The 19,959-nt window shown below is 68.1% G+C and carries 19 protein-coding genes; 12 read left to right on the forward strand and 7 right to left on the reverse strand.

Translation table 11 applies throughout. The features are described 5' to 3' along the window. Positions 1-8 precede the first annotated feature (8 nt). The 4 genes from ETX26_RS02695 to ETX26_RS02710 all read right to left on the reverse strand — a co-directional run bounded on the left by ETX26_RS02695 (position 9) and on the right by ETX26_RS02710 (position 4,812). Positions 9-890 (reverse strand): F0F1 ATP synthase subunit gamma, encoded by an 882-nt coding sequence (locus tag ETX26_RS02695; protein WP_129523150.1) that lies wholly within the window; start codon positions 888-890, stop codon positions 9-11. A gap of 121 nt (positions 891-1,011) precedes the next feature. Continuing rightward, complete coding sequence (gene atpA, locus ETX26_RS02700) at positions 1,012-2,541, reverse strand: F0F1 ATP synthase subunit alpha (RefSeq protein WP_129523151.1); 1,530 nt, start codon at positions 2,539-2,541, stop codon at positions 1,012-1,014. Positions 2,542-2,571: 30 nt separating this feature from the next. After that, complete coding sequence (locus ETX26_RS02705; protein ID WP_129523152.1) at positions 2,572-3,126, reverse strand: F0F1 ATP synthase subunit delta; 555 nt, start codon at positions 3,124-3,126, stop codon at positions 2,572-2,574. Between the two features lie 144 nt (positions 3,127-3,270). Continuing rightward, positions 3,271-4,812: a trypsin-like peptidase domain-containing protein gene (locus tag ETX26_RS02710; protein WP_129524111.1), complete on the reverse strand. Its 1,542-nt coding sequence runs from the start codon at positions 4,810-4,812 to the stop codon at positions 3,271-3,273. A gap of 105 nt (positions 4,813-4,917) precedes the next feature. Here ETX26_RS02710 and ETX26_RS02715 point away from each other — a divergent pair, with 105 nt between their 5' ends. The 3 genes from ETX26_RS02715 to ETX26_RS02725 are packed head-to-tail and all read left to right on the forward strand — an operon-like array spanning position 4,918 to position 7,191. After that, positions 4,918-5,394, forward strand: a complete 477-nt coding sequence (locus ETX26_RS02715) for a DUF1203 domain-containing protein (RefSeq protein WP_129523153.1) — start codon at positions 4,918-4,920, stop codon at positions 5,392-5,394. Between the two features lies 1 nt (position 5,395). Beyond that, positions 5,396-6,430, forward strand: a complete 1,035-nt coding sequence (gene ada, locus ETX26_RS02720; protein ID WP_129523154.1) for a bifunctional DNA-binding transcriptional regulator/O6-methylguanine-DNA methyltransferase Ada — start codon at positions 5,396-5,398, stop codon at positions 6,428-6,430. Next, positions 6,427-7,191: an isocitrate lyase/PEP mutase family protein gene (locus ETX26_RS02725; RefSeq protein ID WP_129523155.1), complete on the forward strand. Its 765-nt coding sequence runs from the start codon at positions 6,427-6,429 to the stop codon at positions 7,189-7,191. The genes ada and ETX26_RS02725 overlap by 4 nt, the downstream gene beginning before the upstream one ends. A gap of 18 nt (positions 7,192-7,209) precedes the next feature. Here the strand turns inward: ETX26_RS02725 and ETX26_RS02730 are convergent, their stop codons facing one another. After that, positions 7,210-9,375 carry a primosomal protein N' gene (locus ETX26_RS02730; RefSeq protein WP_129523156.1) on the reverse strand — a complete coding sequence of 722 codons (2,166 nt, stop codon included), beginning with the start codon at positions 9,373-9,375 and terminating at the stop codon, positions 7,210-7,212. 274 nt (positions 9,376-9,649) lie between these two features. Between ETX26_RS02730 and fsa the strand changes: the two genes are divergently transcribed. The 7 genes from fsa (at position 9,650) to ETX26_RS02765 (ending at position 17,498) form a co-directional block, all read left to right on the forward strand. Next, on the forward strand, positions 9,650-10,303 hold the full coding sequence (gene fsa, locus ETX26_RS02735; protein WP_129523157.1) for a fructose-6-phosphate aldolase: 654 nt from the start codon (positions 9,650-9,652) through the stop codon (positions 10,301-10,303). Positions 10,304-10,407: 104 nt separating this feature from the next. Further along, entirely contained in the window at positions 10,408-12,228 is a 1,821-nt protein-coding gene (gene cobT, locus ETX26_RS02740; protein ID WP_129523158.1) for a cobaltochelatase subunit CobT, read from the forward strand. Between the two features lie 7 nt (positions 12,229-12,235). After that, positions 12,236-12,913, forward strand: a complete 678-nt coding sequence (locus ETX26_RS02745) for a nitroreductase (protein WP_129523159.1) — start codon at positions 12,236-12,238, stop codon at positions 12,911-12,913. Positions 12,914-12,947: 34 nt separating this feature from the next. Continuing rightward, positions 12,948-14,396, forward strand: a complete 1,449-nt coding sequence (gene cysS, locus ETX26_RS02750; RefSeq protein ID WP_129523160.1) for a cysteine--tRNA ligase — start codon at positions 12,948-12,950, stop codon at positions 14,394-14,396. Between the two features lie 172 nt (positions 14,397-14,568). Continuing rightward, on the forward strand, positions 14,569-15,069 hold the full coding sequence (locus ETX26_RS02755; RefSeq protein WP_225425471.1) for an endonuclease domain-containing protein: 501 nt from the start codon (positions 14,569-14,571) through the stop codon (positions 15,067-15,069). Beyond that, complete coding sequence (locus tag ETX26_RS02760; RefSeq protein WP_129523161.1) at positions 15,066-16,004, forward strand: D-2-hydroxyacid dehydrogenase; 939 nt, start codon at positions 15,066-15,068, stop codon at positions 16,002-16,004. The genes ETX26_RS02755 and ETX26_RS02760 overlap by 4 nt, the downstream gene beginning before the upstream one ends. A gap of 48 nt (positions 16,005-16,052) precedes the next feature. After that, complete coding sequence (locus ETX26_RS02765) at positions 16,053-17,498, forward strand: aldehyde dehydrogenase family protein (RefSeq protein WP_129523162.1); 1,446 nt, start codon at positions 16,053-16,055, stop codon at positions 17,496-17,498. A gap of 116 nt (positions 17,499-17,614) precedes the next feature. Here ETX26_RS02765 and ETX26_RS02770 read toward each other — a convergent pair whose 3' ends face one another. Both ETX26_RS02770 and ETX26_RS02775 read right to left on the reverse strand, forming a co-directional pair. Continuing rightward, the gene (locus ETX26_RS02770; protein WP_129523163.1) at positions 17,615-17,953 is read right to left on the reverse strand and encodes a hypothetical protein; all 339 of its coding nucleotides are present in this window, start codon (positions 17,951-17,953) and stop codon (positions 17,615-17,617) included. Next, a complete protein-coding gene (locus ETX26_RS02775) occupies positions 17,943-18,200 on the reverse strand; it encodes a hypothetical protein (RefSeq protein WP_318531640.1) in 258 nt (85 codons plus the stop codon). Before ETX26_RS02775 ends, ETX26_RS02770 begins: the two co-directional genes overlap by 11 nt. A gap of 70 nt (positions 18,201-18,270) precedes the next feature. On the opposite strand from ETX26_RS02775, the gene ETX26_RS02780 reads away from it, so the two are divergent. Both ETX26_RS02780 and ETX26_RS02785 read left to right on the forward strand, forming a co-directional pair. Continuing rightward, positions 18,271-18,900, forward strand: a complete 630-nt coding sequence (locus ETX26_RS02780) for a S24 family peptidase (RefSeq protein WP_225425472.1) — start codon at positions 18,271-18,273, stop codon at positions 18,898-18,900. A gap of 243 nt (positions 18,901-19,143) precedes the next feature. Then, positions 19,144-19,809, forward strand: coding sequence for an MBL fold metallo-hydrolase (locus tag ETX26_RS02785; RefSeq protein WP_318531641.1), 666 nt, complete (start codon positions 19,144-19,146; stop codon positions 19,807-19,809). The last annotated feature ends 150 nt before the right edge of the window (positions 19,810-19,959 follow it).

Genomic DNA, 19,959 nt, shown 5'->3' on the forward strand with positions numbered 1-19,959 from the left:
TTGTAACCTCAGAGCGCTTCCGCGCCGGCGATGATTTCGATGAGTTCGGTGGTGATCGCTGCCTGACGGCTGCGGTTGTACTGGATGGTGAGCTTGTTGATCAGCTCGCCTGCGTTACGGGTCGCGTTGTCCATCGCGGTCATCGACGCGCCTTGCTCGGACGCCGCGATTTCCAGCAGCGCGCCGAACACCTGCGTCTTGACGTAACGCGGCAGCAGTTCCTCGAGGATCGCTTCCTCGTCGGGCTCGTATTCGACCACCGCCTCGGCAGCGGACGACTCTGCTTCCGCACGCGGGGCGGGGACGGGGATCAGCTGCTGCACGGTCGGGTCCTGCGCCAGCGCGGACTTGAACACCGGATAGACGAGGTGTGCGACGTCGAACTTGCCCGCCTCGTACATCGCGATCAGCTCGTCGGCGATCGCTTCGGCTTCCCCGAAGCCCGGATCGCGCACGGTGCTGGTGTCGAAGTTCTGCTCGATGCGGTCGGCATAGTCGCGCTTGATCGGCGCGCGGCCCTTTTTGCCCACGAGGTAGAACGTAACGTCCTTGCCCTCGGCGATCAGCGCGCGCGCCTTGACCTTCGCGGCCTTGACCACGTTGGCGTTGAGACCGCCGCACAGGCCCTTGTCGGTGTTGACCACGACCAGCAGGTGGCGCTCGTCGCTACCGGTGCCGGCCAGCAGACGAGGCGCGCTGTCGCTGCCGCCGACCTTGGCAGCGAGCGAGGCCATGACCGCGGACAGCCGCTCGGCATAAGGACGCGCAGCTTCCGCCGCGGCCTGCGCCTTGCGCAGCTTCGCCGCCGCGACCATCTGCTTGGCCTTGGTGATCTTCTGGGTCGACTTGACCGAGTTGATCCGGCCCTTGAGTTCCTTGAGTGAAGCCACTCTTCCGGTTCTCCGTTTCCCTGTCTGTCATTCCCGCGAAAGCGGGAATCCATGGTCGAAGTTTGGTCCCTGGATCCCCGCTTTCGCGGGGATGACAAGGTGGGGTTACTCGCCTCGGTCCTTAAGCGAACTGCTTGGCGAAGGTGTCGAGCGCCTTCACCGTGCGGTTCTTCACATCGTCCTCGAACTTGCCGCTTTCGCGGATGTCCTTGAGCACGTCGGCATGTTCGCTGCGCATGTAGCTCAGCATTGCCGCTTCGTACTCGGTCACCCGGTCGGTCGGGATTGCGTCGAGATAGCCGTTGGTGCCGGCGAAGATCGACACGGTCTGCTCCTCGAACGGCATCGGGCTGAACTGCGGCTGCTTGAGCAGCTCGGTCAGGCGCGCACCGCGGTTGAGTAGCTTCTGCGTCGCCGCGTCGAGGTCCGAGCCGAACTGCGCGAAGGCCGCCATCTCGCGGTACTGCGCGAGCTCCAGCTTGATCGAGCCGGAGACCTTCTTCATCGCCTTCGTCTGCGCGGCGCCGTCCACACGCGACACCGAGAGGCCGACGTTGATGGCGGGGCGGATGCCCTGGTAGAACAGGCCGGTCTCGAGGAAGATCTGCCCGTCGGTGATCGAAATCACGTTGGTCGGGATGTAGGCCGACACGTCGCCCGCCTGCGTCTCAATGATCGGCAGCGCGGTCAGCGAACCGCCGCCCTCGGCCTTGTTCATCTTCGCCGCGCGCTCGAGCAGGCGGCTGTGGAGGTAGAACACGTCGCCCGGATAGGCTTCGCGGCCCGGTGGGCGGCGCAGCAGGAGCGACATCTGGCGGTAGGCGACGGCCTGCTTGGAAAGGTCGTCGTATACGATCACGGCGTGCATGCCGTTGTCGCGGAAGAATTCGCCCATCGCGCAGCCGGTGTAGGGCGCGAGATACTGCAGCGGGGCCGGCTCCGAAGCGGTCGCCGCGACGACGATGGAGTATTCCATCGCGCCGTTCTCTTCGAGCTGGCGCACGATCTGCGCCACGGTCGAGCGCTTCTGGCCGACGGCGACGTAGATGCAGTAGAGCTTCTTGCCTTCGTCGTCGCCTTGGTTGATGTTCTTCTGGTTGATGAAGGTGTCGATCGCGACGGCCGACTTGCCCGTCTGGCGGTCGCCGATGATCAGCTCGCGCTGGCCGCGGCCGACGGGAACGAGGGCGTCGATCGCCTTGAGGCCGGTCTGGACCGGTTCGGAAACCGATTCGCGCGGAATGATGCCCGGCGCCTTCACTTCGACGCGGCGGCGTTCGGTGCTTTCGATCGGGCCCTTGCCGTCGATCGGATTGCCCAGCGCATCGACCACGCGGCCGAGCAGCCCCTTGCCGACCGGCACGTCCACGATCGTCTCGGTGCGCTTGACGGTGTCGCCTTCCTTGATCTCGGCGTCGGAGCCGAAGATCACGACGCCGACGTTGTCGGCCTCGAGGTTGAGCGCCATGCCCTGAACGCCGTTGGCGAATTCGACCATCTCGCCGGCCTGGACCTTGTCGAGGCCGTGGATGCGGGCGATGCCGTCACCGACCGAAAGGACGGAGCCGACTTCGCTGACTTCGGCTTCGGTGCCGAAGTTGGCGATCTGGTCCTTGATGACCTTGGAGATTTCTGCGGCGCGGATTTCCATGTTCGTGTCTTCCTTCGAAGCCTTGTGGCGTCAGCCCTTCATGGCATGGGCAAGAGAATTGAGGCGGGTGCGGATCGAGCCGTCGATCCGCTTGGAACCGATGGTGACGACGAGCCCACCGAGCAGATCGGAATCGACCTTCGTTTCGAGTTTGACCGTGCGCCCCTCGCGCGCGGTCAGCTTGTCCTTGAGCGTCGCGAGCTGCGCGTCGGTCAGCGCGTGGGCGCTGGTGACCTCGGCCGAAACCTCGCCGCGCTGCGCGGCGGCGATCGCGCGGAAGGCGCGGATGATCGCGGGCAGCTCCGCCAGGCGGCGGTTGGTGGCGAGCACGCCGAGGAAGTTGCCGGTCAGCTCGCTGAGGCCGAGCAGCTTCACGACGCCGGCCATGGCCGCGCCCTGCGCCTTGCGGCTGAGTTCGGGGTTGGTGGTCGCAGCGCGCATGTCGCTCGATTCGGCGAGCGCCTCGGACAGCTTGGCAAGGTCCGATTCGACGGCCGTGACCGTGCCTTGCTCAGCAGCAAGGTCGAACAATGCCGAGGCATAGCGCCCTGACAGGCTAGCCTGAATACCGGCGGAAATCTCCACGCGTCTCTCGTCCTTTGAAGGTCCGGAAAATAGCGGTGCTTCACCCATGCCGATGCGGGCGGAGCAAACCACCCCGGCCAGGCTGGCGCGCGCCTAGCACCCGGTTTCCTACTATGCAACCCGGGTCGGACCCGGGACGCGGCGCTAACGCTTCGCCTCGCACGAATAGACGAGCCGCTCGTTCGGCGCGTCGGGAAGGTGGCTGGTCACACTCGACTGAAGGTCGGCCAGCGCCGTCGCCGCGCCGTCCGCACCGCACTGGGGCGGCGTGTACCTGTCGCGCGCCTCCCGGGCGTCGTCCATTGCGCTGCGGCCGAGCAGGTAGCGATCCGCGCGGAACGTGCCGGTCGCCGGATCGAACTGGTTGATCGAGACGGTGTCCTCCTCGTCCGGCACCAGCACGCGCGACCAGGTGCCGCCGGAGAAGCCGTATTGCGTCCGGCCGTTGACGCAGCCGTCCTCGCGCCAGGAGAATTCGAGCTCGCGGTCGGGCGCGCCGACGATACGGCTACGCGAAAGGTCGAGGGTGCAAACCAGCATGCCGTCACCGGTTGCACTGGCACCCGGCGCGTCGGGCGTGTCGCCGCTCTCGTCCATCGCGGCGGCGACGCGCCGGCCGACTTCGTCGAGTCCGGGGCGCGTGAACCAGATCGCCAGTGCGGCAATCGCCGCGACCGCACAGATCGTGCCCGCGATCATCAGCTTGCGCTCTCCGCTCTCACCTTCCTGCCGCGCCTGCCATGCAACGAATGCGGCGCCGGCGGCGAGCAGGGCAAGCACGAATGCGAGTGCCATTGCGTTCTCACGGTCGGTCTGGACCGATTCGCGCGCTTCGGCTTCGATCCGGGCCCGCTCCTCGCGCACCTCCGCGGTTCGGGCGGCGAGCTGCTGGCGCGCTTCCGCCTGCTCGCGCTCGACCCGGGCCCGCTCGGCCTCGTTCAGGTCTTCCAGGCTGCGGCAGGGCAGTTCGGTCACCCGCGGCTCGACGTCGTTCGCCTGAAGGAAGGGCAGCAGCTCGCGGGTCGAGACGGCGAAGTAGAACTCCCCGTCGGAGCCGTCCGAATCGGTGCCGAAGCTGTTGACGCCGATCACCCGCCCGCACCCGTCGAGAAGAGGACCGCCCGAATTGCCGCGCGCGATCGGCGCGGTGTGGAGGATCGTGTCGAACAGCCGGCTCGGCCGCTGGCCCGAAATGAACCCGCGGCTCTTCACCGGCGGCTGCGAATGAAAGATGTCCTCCATCCCGAGGCCCTGCGCCCGGTCGACGTTCATCGGGTAACCTACGGCCGACACCTCGCCGTCGCGCACCGGCCCGGCGGCGACAGTCAGCGGCGGAAGGCGCAGCTCGCCGGTGATCTCCACCAGCGCGAGGTCGTTGCTGGGAGAGACGGCAACCGGCCGGGCATAGGCGGCCGCTTCGCCGCCTTCGCTCGGCACGATGCCGATGCGCAGCGTATCGTCCTGCAGCGCCTCGCGCACGACATGCGCATTGGTCACGATCTTCGCGGGGGAGACCGCAAAGCCGGTCCCGTGGCTTACCGGGAAGACCTCCTGCCCGTCGGTGCCGATGATCACCACCCGCACGACGCCCCGCGCGGCCGCGTCGATATCGGCTGGATCGGCCTGGGCCGCGGCGGGAAGGAACAGCGCAAGCAGCGCGGCGGCCAGGGTGAGCAAGCGCATCATCTGCACGGCTTCTAGGGGAGTCTCCGTTTTGACCGCAAGGTCCGGGATGCGGCCGTCCTCAAGTGTACGCATGTAGAGGGTGACAGCACGAAAGGATCGCTTGTCATGACGTATCGCATTCGCGGGCTCGACCCCGCGCAGTTCGCGGACCGCTTCGCCATGGAACCTGGCGCACTGGCTGCTTCGCTCTCGCAGCGCCTGACGGTGGGACCGGACGGATACTACCCCTGCCGCGTCAGCCTCCAGGATGCCGCGCCGGGGGAGGAGATCCTGCTCACGAACTTCACCAACCACGCGGTCGACACGCCTTACCGCAACACGTTCGCCATTTATGTCCGGCGGACGGCGGATCGTGCCGCCGAATTCGTCGACAGCCTGCCGCCGGTCCTGCGCGCGCGGCCGATCGCGCTGCGCGGCTACAGCGCCGGCGGCCTGCTGCACCGGGCGTCGCTGGCGCTGGAGGACGACGTCGACGCCGCCGTCCGCGATCTCCTGAACGACGAGAACATTGCCTATATCGATGCGCACAACGCGAAGCATGGCTGTTTCGCCGCGCGGATCGAACGGTATGAGGAGCGCTGACATGCTTAACGACGATCTTGCCTGGGCCGCCGTCCAGCGGCGCGACCGCAGCTTCGACGGCCGCTTCGTGACCGGGGTGCTCACCACCGGCATCTATTGCCGCCCCTCGTGCGCGGCGCGCCATCCGAGTCGGGAGAACGTGCGCTTCTTCGCCAGCGGTGCCGACGCCCGCGCCGCAGGGCTGCGACCGTGCAAGCGCTGTCTGCCCGATGACGTCGCGCGCGACGAGGCCGCGGTGCTCGCCGCGATCGACGAGATCAAGCAGGGCGCCGATGGAACGGAGGGCACGCCCTCGCTGGACGAGCTGGCGCAGCTCACGGGCTATTCTCCGAGCCATTTCCAGCGGGTGTTTAAGCGCGCGACGGGGCTCTCGCCCGCCGCCTACGCCCGCGCCCTGCGCGCCGAGCGTGCCCGCGATGCGCTGAGCGGCGGGACGAGCGTGACAGAGGCGATCTACGAAGCGGGCTATTCCGGCCCGTCGCGGTTCTACGACAATGCAAAAGGGAGGCTGGGCATGGCGCCGAGCGCATGGGCCGACGGGGGCAGGGGAGTCACGATTCATTGGGCAGTCGTCCCGACGACAATCGGACCGATGCTGGTCGCCGCCACGGATAAAGGTGTGTGCCGCCTCTCGTTCGACGAGGACGAGGCCGAACTGCGCCGCCGCTTCCCCAAGGCCGACCTGGTCCAGGGCGGTGCGGAGTTCGAGAAGCTGCTGGCCGAGGTCGTTGCCTCGGTCGAGGCACCGGGCGATTTCGCCCATATCCCGCTCGACGTGAAGGGCACGGCCTTTCAGGAAGCATGCTGGAAGGCGCTGCGGGAGATTCCGCCGGGCGAAACCCGCAGCTATGCCGACATCGCGGCCGCCGCCGGCAACCCCAGGGCGGTCCGCGCCGCGGGCAGCGCCAACGCGCGCAACAACGTCGCCGTCCTGATCCCCTGCCACCGCGTGATCCGCAGCGACGGCGACCTCGGCGGCTATGCCTACGGCCTCGACATCAAGCGTGAGCTGCTGAAACGTGAAGGAAAGCAATGATGGACAAGATCGAACAATTCCGGGCTCTCCACGTCCCGGGCGATCCGCTGGTGCTGTTCAACATCTGGGACGCTGGCTCCGCCCGCGTCGTCGCAAAAGCGGGAGCCAGGGCGATCGCCACTGGCAGTTACGGCGTGGCCGAGTCACTGGGGCTCAGCGACGGGGAGACCGTGCCGCTGGACGTCGTGCTGGCGAACCTGGAACGAATCGTATCGGTCACCGACTTGCCGGTCTCGATCGATATGGAGTCGGGCTATGGCGATACGCCCGAGGAAGTCGCGGCGTCCGTTGCCAAGGCGCGCGAGGCGGGCGCGGCGGGCATCAACATGGAAGACCGGATGCCGGACGAAGCTGCGCTGGTCCCTCTCGCCGAACAGGGCGAGCGCCTTGCCGCGGCCGCCTCGACGGGCCTGTTCGTCAACGCGCGGTGCGACGTATTCCGCGGCCGCGACGCCGCAGCGGAGGGCAAGGCGCTGGTCGCCGAAACGCTCGAACGCGCGCGCGCCTATGCCGACGCGGGGGCAGGCGGGCTGTTCGTCCCATTCCTCGGCGATGCAGAGTGCATTGCCGCGATCTGCGAGGGTTCGCCCCTTCCGGTCAACATCCTCTGGTCCCCCGCCTGCGGCGACCGCGCCGCCCTCGCCGAACTCGGCGTCGCCCGCATCAGCCATGGCCACCAGCCGTGGGCCGCCGCCATGGCCATGCTCGGCCGCGAAGCCGAAACCGTGCTCGGAGGCGGCATCCCAAGCTATGCTGGCTGACCGCTGAGGGCCCGACCGCTACACGAAACTGTAGGGATCGACGTCCACGCTCACCCGCACACCGCGGGGGAAGTCTAGGGCGCCGAGCCATTGGCGGATCACGTCCTGCACTTGCGCGCTGCGGCGGGCGTTGATGAGCAGGCGGTAGCGGTAGCGGCCTCGCAGCAGCGACAGCGGCGCGGGGGCCGGGCCGAGGATGGCGATGTCCGGGTGCTCGGGACGCGTGCCGCCGATCGCGCGGGCGGCTTCCTTGGCTTCGGCCTCGTCCTCGCTCGAGACGATGATCGCGGCCCAGCGGCCGAAGGGCGGGGCGCCTGCGTGGCGGCGCGCCTCGGTCTCGGCAGCGTAGAAGGCGTCGCGGTCGCCCGCGGCGAGCGCGGCGATCACCGCGGCTTCGGGATGGCGCGTCTGGATCAGGACCTGGCCGGGCTTGTCGCCGCGTCCCGCGCGGCCGGCGACCTGCGCGATCTGCTGATAGGTGCGCTCCGCTGCGCGCAAGTCGCCGCCCTCAAGGCCGAGATCGGCATCGACCACGCCCACCAGCGTCAGCTCGGGAAAGTGGAAGCCTTTTGTCACGAGCTGCGTGCCGACGATCACGTCGACGGCTCCAGCCTCGACCTGCGAAACGAATTCCGCAGCTTTCTCCGGCGAGTTGAGCGTGTCGCTGGTCGCGACCGCCACGCGTGCCTCGGGCAGAATCTCGGCGACTTCGTCCGCGATCCGCTCGACGCCGGGGCCGCAGGCGACCAGGCAGTCGGGCTCGCCGCATTCGGGGCAGGTGGCAGGCGGCGGCGTCTCGTGCCCGCAATGGTGGCAGGCGAGCCGGCGGCTGAAACGGTGCTCGACCAGCCAGGCGGTGCAGTTGGGGCACTGGAAGCGGAACCCGCAGTTGCGGCACAGCGTCAGCGGGGCATAGCCGCGGCGGTTGAGGAACAGCAGCGACTGTTCGCACCGCTCCAGCCGCGCCGCCAGCTCCTGCGCCAGCCGCGGCGCGAGCCAGCGACCGCGCTCGGGCGGTTCTTCGGTCAGGTCGAGGGTCTCGATCGCCGGCAGTTCGGCCGCGCCGAAGCGGCTCGGCAGCTCGAGCCGCTCGTAGACGCCGCTCTCGGCCATCTGCAGGCTCTCCAGCGCGGGGGTCGCGCTGGCGAGGATCACCGGAATGCGTTCGAAATGCCCGCGCATCACGGCCACGTCGCGCGCGTTGTAGCGCACCCCCTCGTCCTGCTTGAAGCTGACCTCGTGCGCCTCGTCGACCACGATCAGGCCCAGCCTCGCATAAGGAAGGAACAGCGCCGAGCGCGCGCCGACCACGACTTGCGCTTGCCCGCTCGCGATCGCCCGCCAGGCGCGGCGGCGCTCGGTGGACTTGAGCGATGAATGCCAGATCACCGGCGGCGCGCCGAACCGGTCCTCGAACCGGCGCAGGAAGGCTTCGGTCAGCGCGATCTCGGGCAGGAGGACGAGGACCTGGCGGCCCATGCGCAGCGCGGCGGCGACCGGCTCGAAGTAGGTCTCGGTCTTGCCCGATCCGGTCACCCCGTCGAGCAGGAAGGGCGCGAATGCGTCCGCCCCGACGGCCTCGACCAGCCGCTCGGCGACCGCGCGCTGGTCGGCGGTCAGTTCCGGCTGGGCGTGGTCGGGATCGCCGCGCGGGTAGGGGCGGTCGCAATCGACGACGACCGGCTCCAGCACCCCTTGGTTGACCAGGCCGCGCAGGACCGCGTCGGACACGCCGGCGAGCTCGGCCAGTTCGCGGATCGTCGCCTGCTCGCCTTCGAGCAGTTCCATCGCCCGCTCGCGCTGCGGCGTCATTCGCTCGGGCATCCCGCCGGTCAGGCGGTACTCGGTGACCGTTGCCGGCCCGCGCAGCGCGCCGCCGCTGGCGATCACCATGCGCGCGACGGAGGATAGGGGGGCGCAGTAGTAATCCGCCGTCCACTCGATCAACCGGCGCAGCTCGGGCTTGAGAGGCGGCACCGGCAGCACCTCGATCAGCGGCCGGAGCTTGGCGTCGGGAACGGGATTGGCGGGCAGGCGCTCTTCGTCCCATACCACTCCGACGATCTGGCGCGGGCCCAGCGGCGCGGCCACGACCGAGCCCGGCCCGACCGCCATCCCGGGCGGTACCGAGTAGTCGAGCGCGCCGAGCGCAGCGTTGAAGACGAGGAGACGGACGCGGTTCATTGGATCGCGCCCATATGAGAGCGGCGGGGCGCAGGCGGCAAGTCGGGGCGAACAAATATCCGGGCGGATAGTATCCCGATCCGTCGCCCCTGCGCAGGCAGGGGCCCATCCGACGTCGCGGGTTGTCGGGCCCTAGCCACTTCGCGCCGTGCTCGCGGCTGAGGTAGAGCGCGCCACCGAACTTATCTGGGCCCCTGCCTTCGCAGGGGCGACGGGGGTGGCCTGGCAGGGCCGAAAAGGTATAGCGATCGCGAATCGCCAATCGGAGCCGAACATGAAATTTTTCGTCGACACCGCCGACACCGCCGAGATCGAGGACCTGGCCGCGACCGGCCTGCTCGACGGCGTCACCACCAACCCTTCGCTGATCGCCAAGTCGGGTCGCGACTTCATGGAAGTGACCAGGGAGATCTGCGGTCTCGTGGACGGACCAGTGAGCGCCGAGGTCGTCGCGCTCGACCACGAGACGATGATGAAGGAGGCCGAAGTCCTCCGCAAGATCGCCGACAACGTGTGCATCAAGGTGCCGCTCACGATCGACGGCCTGAAGACCTGCAAGGCGCTGACCGGCGACGGCACGATGGTCAACGTCACGCTGTGCTTCTCGGCCAACCAGGCGCTCCTCGCGGCCAAGGCGGGCGCGACGTTCATCTCCCCGTTCGTCGGCCGTCATGACGACAACGGGTTCGATGGCATGGAGCTTATCCGCGATATCCGCCTGATCTACGACAATTACCTGTTCGACACCGAAATCCTCGTCGCCTCGGTGCGGCACGCGACGCACGTGCTCGAAAGCGCCAGGATCGGAGCCGACGTCGCGACGATGCCGCCGAGCGTGATCCGCGGGCTGTTCAAGCACGTGCTGACCGACAAGGGCATCGAAGGGTTCCTCGCCGACTGGGCGAAGACCGGGCAGAAGATCATATGATGATTTTCCGCCCGAGTCCCCGCGCAGGCGGGGACCTCGTACCACCAGTCGCGCGCCAGCGGCCTGAGGCCCCTGCCTACGCAGGGGCTCGTGCATAGGCGACAATGGCAGACCAGACGCCCCTCGACCGCTTCAAGCAGGCGCTGACCGGAACGGCGCGTGCCCTTGCGCGCGAGCCGGAGGTCGAAGTCGCCTGGAGCGCGGACGCGCCCGCGGCCAGCGGCAAGAACTTCCGCGTCCCGCTCCCCGGTCGCACCCTGCCGCCGGAGCAGGCCAGCGAGGCGCGCGGCTTCGCCGACAGCTTCGCGCTCAAGCTGCGCCATCACAATACCGCGCTGCACGCGCGCGGCGCGCCGTCGGAGCCGGTGGCGCGGGCGTGTTACGACATGGCCGAGCAAGTCCGCTACGAAGCGCTTGGTGCGAACAATTTCAGCGGCATACGCGAGAACCTTGACGCGGCGGTGGAGCTGCGGACTGCCAGCGATCCGATCGCGCGGGCGCAGAGCGAGAGCGACGTTCCGCTGCAGACCGCGCTCGGCCTGATCCTGCGCGAACGGCTGACCGGTGCGCCCATCCCCGAACGTGCGCGCGCCGGCGTTGAGATGGTCCGCGAATTCATCGAGGCGCGCGCCGAGCCCGACCTGGAGGCGCTCGCGCTCTCGCTCGACGACCAGAAGGCTTTCCAGTCGCTTGCGCTCGACATGTTGCGCCATCTCGAGCTCACTCGGCCCGAGGAGAACGAGAGCGGTGACAACGAGGAGGGGGACGAGGAAGACGGCCTCGACCAGGACGAGGATCAGGACGAAGGCGAGGACAGCGGCGAGGCCGAGCCGCAGACGACCGAGATCGCAGGCGAGCCGAGCGAGGGCGAAGGCGACGGCGAAACCGATGGCGACACCGAGTCGAGCGAGGAAATGGCCGACGGAGAGCCGTCGGAAGAAGGCGACGAGGGCATGCTCCCCGTCCGCCCGAACCGGCCGTGGACCGACATCCCGAACGACTTCGAATATACCTACTTCACCGACAAGTTTGACGAGATCGTGGAAGCCGGCGAGCTGTGCGACGCCGAGGAGCTCGACCGCCTCCGCGCCTATCTCGACAGCCAGCTCGCCGGGCTGCAGTCGGTCGTCACCAAGCTCGCCAATCGCCTCCAGCGGCGCCTGATGGCGCAGCAGAACCGGAGCTGGGATTTCGACCAGGAAGAAGGCCTGCTCGATGCCGCGCGCCTCGCACGCGTCGTCATCAGCCCGGGCCATTCGTTGAGCTACAAGGTCGAGCGCGACACCGAGTTCAAGGATACCGTCGTCACCCTTTTGATCGACAACTCCGGCTCGATGCGCGGGCGGCCGATCTCGATCGCGGCGATCAGTGCCGACATTCTCGCGCGCACGCTCGAGCGGTGCGGGGTCAAGACCGAGATACTCGGCTTCACCACCCGCGCATGGAAGGGCGGGCAGAGCCGCGAAGCCTGGCTAGCCGACGGCAAGCCGCCGCATCCGGGCCGCCTCAACGACCTGCGCCACATCGTCTACAAGCAGGCCGACGAGCCCTGGCGCCGCGCGCGCCGCAATCTGGGCCTGATGATGCGCGAGGGGCTGCTGAAGGAGAACATCGACGGCGAGGCCCTGCTCTGGGCGCACCAGCGCCTGCTCGGCCGCTCGGAGGATCGCCGCATCCTGATGGTGATCTCGGACGGCGCGCCGGTCGACGATTCGACCCTGAGCGTGAACAGCGCCGGCTATCTCGAGAGCCACCTCCGCCGCGTGATCGACTGGATCGAGAAGCAGTCCCCGGTCCAGCTCGTCGCCATCGGCATCGGCCATGACGTCACCCGCTACTACAAGCGCGCGGTGACGATCATGGACGTAGAGCAACTGGGCGGCACCATCATCGAGCAGCTCGCGGGCCTGTTCGAGGCGGAGTGATCGGGTAGTGAACGTCTCCGAAGCAGTCGCCACCCGCCGCTCGATCCGCGCCTTTCTCGACACGCCCGTGGATCGCGCCGTCCTCGAGCGCGTGCTGGAGAAGGCGCAGCGGGCACCCTCCGGGGGAAACACGCAGCCGTGGCACGGGCTCGTCCTCACCGGCGAGCCGCTGGAGCGCCTGTTCGCGCGGATCGCCGAGGAATTTCCCAAGGGCCGCGCGGCGCATGCACCCGAGTATCATATCTACCCGCCGGAGCTCGACGGCGCCTACGAACAGCGGCGCTTCGGTGTGGGCGAGGACATGTACGGCGCCCTCGGGGTCGCGCGGGAGGACAAGGCGCAGCGGCTCGCCTGGTTCGCCAACAACTTCCGCGCGTTCGGCGCGCCGGTGCTGATGCTGGTCCACACGCCGAAATACATGGGCCCGCCGCAGTGGTCGGACATCGGCATGTGGCTGCAGACGATCATGCTCCTCCTGCGCGAGGAAGGGCTCGATTCCTGCTCGCAGGAGGCCTGGGCGGTCTATTCGCCGCAGATCCGCCAGGTGGTCGATATACCGGAGGATCACACCTTCTTCTGCGGCCTCGCGATCGGCTGGCGCGACCCGGAGGCGCCGGTGAACGGCTTCCCCGTCGCCCGCGCCCCGCTCGACGAAGCGATCCGCTGGCAGGGTTTCGACGCTTGACCGCAAGCCCGCGCGCGGGCCAAGGCTTGCGGCGATGACCGGCGCGCCACTTCAGCTCTTCAACAGCCTCACCCGCCAGCTCGAGACTTTCGAGCCCGTCCATCCCGGCGAGGCGCGGGTCTATTCCTGCGGGCCGACCGTCTACAACTACCCGCACATCGGCAACATGCGCGCCTACGTCTTCGCCGACGTGCTCGGCCGGACGCTGAGCTGGAAGGGCTACGCGCTCACCCATGTCGTCAACATCACCGACGTCGGGCACTTGACCGACGACGCCGACGCGGGCGAGGACAAGCTGGAGAAGGCCGCGGCCGAAAAGGCGCAGTCGATCTGGGACATCGCGAAGCACTACACCGAGGCCTACTGGGCCGACGTCAAGGCGCTCAATATTCGCGAGCCGGCGCACTGGTCGATCGCCACGGACTATGTCCCGCAGATGATCGAATTCGCGAAGTCGATCGCGGACAAGCATTGCTACGAGCTCGACAGCGGCCTCTACTTCGACGTCTCGACGGTCGCCGACTACGGCCGGCTGGCCCGCGCAAAGACCGAGGAGGGGGAAAGCCGGATCGAGGCGGTCGAAGGCAAGCGCAACGCCGCCGACTTCGCCATCTGGCGCAAGACCCCGCCGGGCGAGACGCGCCAGATGGAATGGGACAGCCCCTGGGGTCGCGGCGCCCCCGGCTGGCATCTCGAATGCTCGGTCATGGGCGAGGCGCTGCTCGGCTTCCCGTTCGACATTCACACCGGCGGCATCGACCACCGCGAGATCCACCATCCGAACGAGATCGCCCAGAACCAGGCGCGCTGCTGCACCAACGGGCTCGACGATCCGCTCGCGAGCGGCGCGCGCATCTGGATGCACAACAACTTCCTGGTCGAACGCTCTGGAAAGATGAGCAAGAGTGCCGGCGAGTTCCTGCGCCTGCCGCTGCTGGTGGAGAAAGGATACCACCCGCTCGCCTACCGCCTGATGTGCCTCCAGGCGCACTACCGCAGCGAGCTGGAGTTCTCGTGGGACGGCCTCGGCGCCGCGCTGACACGCCTCAAGCGCATGGTGCTGGCCGCCGAACGCTTCGCCGACGCGGAGGAAGGCGGCGATCCGCGCCACCCGCGCCTTGCGCCGTTCCTCGACCGGTTCGACGCCGCCATGTCCGACGATCTCAACACGCCCCTCGCGCTGACCGCGTTCGAGGAGGCGCTGGCGGCGAAGAAGATCGATCCGGCCGCGCGGCGAGCGGCGATCGCGGAGATGGACTCGGTGCTCGGCCTCGGCCTGCTCGAGCTCACTCGGGCCGACCTGCGGCTGCGCCCGAAGAACGCCGAACTCGACGAAGACGATGTCGAAGACGCCCTCGAGCGCCGCCGCGACGCCCGCGAAGCGCGCGACTTCTCGCGCTCCGACGCGATCCGCGAGGAGCTGGCAGCAAAGGGCGTGGAGGTGATGGACGGCGACCCGCTGGGCTGGGAATGGAAGCTCTGAGGGAGGGCCCCTCCGAAGCTCTGAGGGAAGGCCCCTCCGTCAGCCGCTTGCGCGGCTGCCACCTCCCCAACGCAAGTCGTTGGGGAGGATCAATCCAGACCGCCGCCAATCCTCCCCATCGTCTTGCGATGGGGAGGGGGACCGCTCGCGCAGCGAGCGGTGGAGGGGCCTCTTGAGCCGCCCCGCCAAGCCCACGCGCACCGTAAAACATGCCAAGCGCCTGCGCCGCGAAATGTCGCCGCCGGAGATACTGCTGTGGCAACAGCTACGCGGCGGACCGCGCGGAATCCGCTTCCGCAAACAACACCCCGCCGGCCCCTATGTGCTCGATTTCTTCTGTGCGCGGGCCAATCTCGCGATCGAGATAGATGGTCTCGCGCATGACATGGGCGATCGGTCGGCTCGCGATGGAGAGCGCGATGCCTGGCTGCGCCAGCGCCGCGTCGAAACGCTTCGCATTCTGGCAAGCGACGTGCTTGCTGATGCGGTGGAGGTCGCCGAGGGGATCCTGGCATTGGCGAAGGAGCGATTGTTGACGATGGGGAAGAGGGCCCCTCCGTCATCGCTTCGCGATGCCACCTCCCCATCGACTTGCGATGGGGAGGGGGACCACGAGACGCGAAGCAGCTCGTGGTGGAGGGGCCGCAGAGGTGTGATAGGGAGAACCCAATGACCGTCGCCGTTCTTTCCGGCCTGATTCGGCCGCTGGTGGAGGCGCAGTTGCCCGCGGGCATCGAGCCGCGCTGGTACACGTCGATCGAGGAACTGCACGCGCTTGCGCCCGAGGCGGAGATCGGGTGGTTCGATCTCGATGCGAAGGACCCGATGGCCGAGGCGGTGCGGCGGGCGGAGAGGCTGCGCTGGCTCAATTCGATCTACGCCGGGCTCGATTTCCTGCCGCTCGATCTGCTGCAGCAGCGCGGGGTGACGATCACCAACGGCGCCGGGATCAACGCCATCACCATCGCCGAGTATGTCGTGATGGGCATGCTGACGATGGCCAAGGGCTATCGCGAAGTCGTCCGCGCGCAGGAGCGGCATGAGTGGCTGACCGACTCCCCGGGCAAGCGCGAGCTCGCCGGCAGCAAGGCGCTGCTGCTCGGCTATGGCGCCATCGGCAAGCTCATCAAGCCGCGGCTGGAGGCGTTCGAGGTCGAGGTCTCGGTCGTGCGCCGCTCGGGCGGAGAGGGCGTGCTCAGGCCGCACGAGTGGCGCGCGCGGCTCGGCGAGTTCGACTGGGTCATCCTCGCCGTTCCCGCCACGCCCGAGACCGACGCGATGATCGGCGCGGAGGAACTGGCGGCGATGAAAGAAGACGCGGTGCTGGTGAACATCGCCCGCGGCGCGGTGGTGGATCAGGACGCGCTCGTCGCCGCGCTGGAGGACAAGCGCATCGGCGGCGCCTTCCTCGACGTCACGACGCCCGAGCCGCTGCCGGCCGAGCACAAGCTGTGGTCGCTCGACAACGCGCATGTCACCATGCACCTCTCCGGCCGGGCGCAGAGCAAGATGTTCGTCCGCTCGGCCGAGCGTTTTGTGGCCAACTGCCGCCGCTACGTCGCCGGCGAACCGCTCGAACCAATCTTCGACCCCGCGCGCGGATACTGACCGCGGACCCATAGGCCGCGGCAGGGATTGATCGGGCAGGAGGATCCCATGCCCCAGCTCAAGGACACTTACCCGCTCTACCTCAACAACCGGCCGGCGCAGCCCAACACCGATCTCGAGGTGACGGACAAGTACACCGGCAAGATCGCCTTCCGCACCGCGCTCGCCACGCCCGACGTGATCGAGGAGGCGATTGCCGGGACCACGCGCGCCGCGGAGCCGATGGTGCGGCTCGCGAGCTACGAGAGACAGGCCGTGCTCCAGCATTGCGTCGAGCGGTTCCGCGAGCGGTTCGACGAGCTCGCCTATGCGCTGTGCGTCGAGGCGGGCAAGCCGATCAACGATGCCGAGGGCGAGGTCACCCGTCTGATCGACACTTTCCGCATCGCGGCGGAGGAGGCGGTCAGGAACTACGGCGAGATCCAGCCGCTCGACATCTCGGCGCGGGCGAAAGGCTACATCGGCATGTGGAAGCGCGTGCCGATCGGGCCGTGCAGCTTCATCTCGCCGTTCAACTTCCCGCTCAATCTCGCCGCGCACAAGATCGCCCCGGCGATCGCCATGGGCTGCCCGTTCGTGATGAAGCCCGCCAGCCTCACGCCGCTCGGGGCGCTGATCATCGGCGATGTGCTCGCCGAGTGTGACATCCTTCCCGAAGGCGCCTTCTCGATCCTGCCCGCGCGCCGCGACGGGGCCGACCTGTTCACCACCGACGAACGGCTCAAGCTGCTGAGCTTCACCGGTTCGGACGAGGTCGGCTGGGCGCTCAAGGCGAGGGCGGGCAAGAAGAAGGTCGTGCTCGAACTCGGCGGCAACGCGGCGGTGATCGTGGACCGCGATGCCGACCTCGCCCATGCGCTCGAGCGGATCGTGTTCGGCGCGTTCTACCAGTCCGGCCAGAGCTGCATCGGCGTGCAGCGGATCCTGATCCATGATGACATCTACGACCGGTTCAAGGCGATGCTGGTCGAGAAGACCAAGGGGCTCGTCGCCGGCGACCCGAAGGACCGCAAGACCTTCATCGGCCCGATGATCTCGGAGAAGGAGGCAAGCCGCCTCAAGCGCTGGATCGACGACGCGATCGACGCCGGCGCCACCGTGCTGTGCGGCGGCGGGTGCGAGGGCAACATGCTCGAGGCCACGCTGCTGGAGAACGTCCCCGAAGACTGCGACGCCAACCGGCAGGAGGCCTTCGGCCCGCTCGCCAATCTCTCCAGCTTCACCGACTTCGGCGAGGCGCTCGCCCGGGTCAACGACTCGCGCTTCGGCCTCCAGGCCGGGGTCTTCACCCGCGACATCCACAAGGTGCTCGACGCCTGGGACCGGCTCGAGGTCGGCGGAGTGATCGTCAACGACGTCCCCAGCTACCGGGTCGACAACATGCCCTACGGCGGGCTCAAGGACTCCGGCCTCGGGCGCGAGGGCATTCGCTTCTCGATGGAGGACATGAGCGAGATCCGGAACCTCGTCATCCGGCGGGAGAGCGCGGGTTAGAGCGCTTTTCGACCGCTCCGGACCACCATGCCTGGTCGAAAAGCGCTCCGACCCTCCGGCGCGTGCGACGCGGGCGGGAATCCAGCCCGGCCTGGGCGGCGGGGGATAGTGAATGATCATGCGTCCACCAGCAGCAGGAGCTCGCACGCGACCGTCATTTGCGGCTGCGGCAGCAGGATATGATCGACCCGGGTGACCGTCGCGTCGGCGACGAGCTGGCCGAGGATGGCGAACTCGTGCTCGGGCAGGGCGGCGATGAACTGCTCACCCGCCGCAACCGCCTCGTGCCCGTCGAAGCGCAGCGTCACCGTGTGGCGCGAGCCTTCGAAGGTCACGCTCGCCCAGGCCTTCTCGCGGTGCGTCAGCACGGCGGCCCTGTTCTCGGCCAGTTCGAGCAGCGCCTCGCGCAGCCGGTCGGCCGTGGTGCGGCGGGGAGGGAGGGGATCACGCGGCATGTGTGGTCTCCCGCCCGGCCTCGTAGCCGGCGATAAAGGCCTGAACGCGCGCCTCGGTGTCCGGGCGCGGCTCGCGGCCGTTTCTCAGGTCATACACGAAGCGTGGGTCCTTCACGGTCAGGCGGCCGAATGTGGTCGCGGAGACGTCGTAGGCGCGGAGGAATTTCTCGATGGATCGGATCAGCATGGCTCTCCCCGACAGGTGATGATGGGCGACTCGGAACTCGTTGTTCCCGATTCGTTCCACCTGAAATCCTACTTGTCTAGGAAAAATACATCGTCTATGCGGGAAAAATGTTGCGAGGATGGACATTCGCATGACCGATGCCCGGGAGCGCCTGATCGAACTTGCCCGCGAGCGGGGGGCGAGCCTTGCCGGGCTGTCGCAGCTCATCGGCCGTAACCCTACGTATCTTCAGCAATTCGTGCGCAAGGGCAGCCCGCGCAAGCTGGAGGAGGAGGATCGGCGCACGCTCGCCGAGTTCTTCGGCGTCGCCGAATCGGAGCTCGGCGCGCCAGCGGATAAATCCTACGCGAATCCGCACGCGGACTGGGTCGAGGTGCCGCGGCTCTCGCTCGACGCGTCCGCCGGACCGGGCGCGCTCGGTGCGCAGGAAATCTCCTTCGACGCCTTCCGCTTCTCGCCCCGCTGGCTGCGCGAAATGGGGCTCGAGGGCGCCGATCTCACTGCGATCCGGGTCGAGGGCGATTCGATGGAGCCGCTCCTGCGCAGCGGCGACGAGATCTTCGTCGACCGCAACAAGCGCGGGCACGAGGGCATCCACGTGGTCCGCATCGGCGACGCGCTCCACGTCAAGCAGCTCCAGGCGAGCGCCCCGGGCCGCATCGTGCTCATCAGCCTGAACAGGGCCTACGCCCCGATCGACCTAGCCCGCGACGAAATCGAGGTGATCGGCCGCGTGGTGTGGAAGGGCGGGCGGGTCTGAGCCCACAAACGGATCCTCCCCAACGACTTGCGTTGGGGAGGTGGGCGACGCCGCAGGCGTCGGTCGGAGGGGCCCTGTGCCGGGAATAGCCCCTCCACCACTCGCTGCGCGAGCGGTCCCCCTCCCCATCGCGAGACGATGGGGAGGATTGGCGGCACCATCATCCGATCCTCCCAGCGACTGGGGTTGGAGGGCCCTGACGGACCGCTTGCAACCTGCAGGTATCTTGGCCATCTCCCCGCCATGACCGATACCTCACAGCCCCCGATGCGCGCCGCGATCATGCCGGTGACCCCGCTGCAGCAGAACTGCTCGCTGATCTGGTGCACGAAGACGATGAAGGGTGCGCTGGTCGATCCCGGCGGCGATCTCGACAAGCTCAAGGCCGGCGTCGCCAAGTCCGGCGTGACGCTGGAGAAGCTGCTCGTCACCCACGGCCATCTCGACCACTGCGGGCAGGCGGGCGTGCTGGCCGAGGAACTCGGGCTACCGATCGAGGGCCCGCACGAGGAGGACCGGTTCTGGATTTCGCGCCTCGACGACGACGGCCGCCAGTGGGGCATGGCTGCGCGCAGCTTCGAGCCCGACCGCTGGCTGAACGACGGCGACACGGTGACCGTGGGCGAGCTCACGCTCGAGGTCATCCATTGCCCCGGCCATACCCCGGGCCACGTCGTGTTCTTTCACCGCCCGAGCAAGTTCGCGATCGTCGGCGACGTGCTGTTCCAGGGCTCGATCGGCCGCACCGATTTCCCGCGCGGCAACCATCAGGACCTGATCGACGCGATCACGCAAAAGCTCTGGCCGCTCGGCGAGGACGTGACTTTCATCCCCGGCCACGGCCCGACCAGCACCTTCGGCCACGAACGCAAGACCAACGTCTTCGTGAGCGACCACGCGCTGTCGTAGGCGCTGCTCCGAACCATCTGGAGCACCACCCCCACCCCAAACCCGTTCGCCCTGAGCTTGTCGAAGGGCCGCTCTTCCTTCGAGCGCAGCACCGGAAAAAAGCGGTGCTTCGACAAGCTCAGCACGAACGGGGGAGCAATCTACCGGCGA

The sequence above is a fragment of the Pelagerythrobacter rhizovicinus genome (assembly GCF_004135625.1).
In the GTDB taxonomy this organism is placed as follows: domain Bacteria; phylum Pseudomonadota; class Alphaproteobacteria; order Sphingomonadales; family Sphingomonadaceae; genus Pelagerythrobacter; species Pelagerythrobacter rhizovicinus.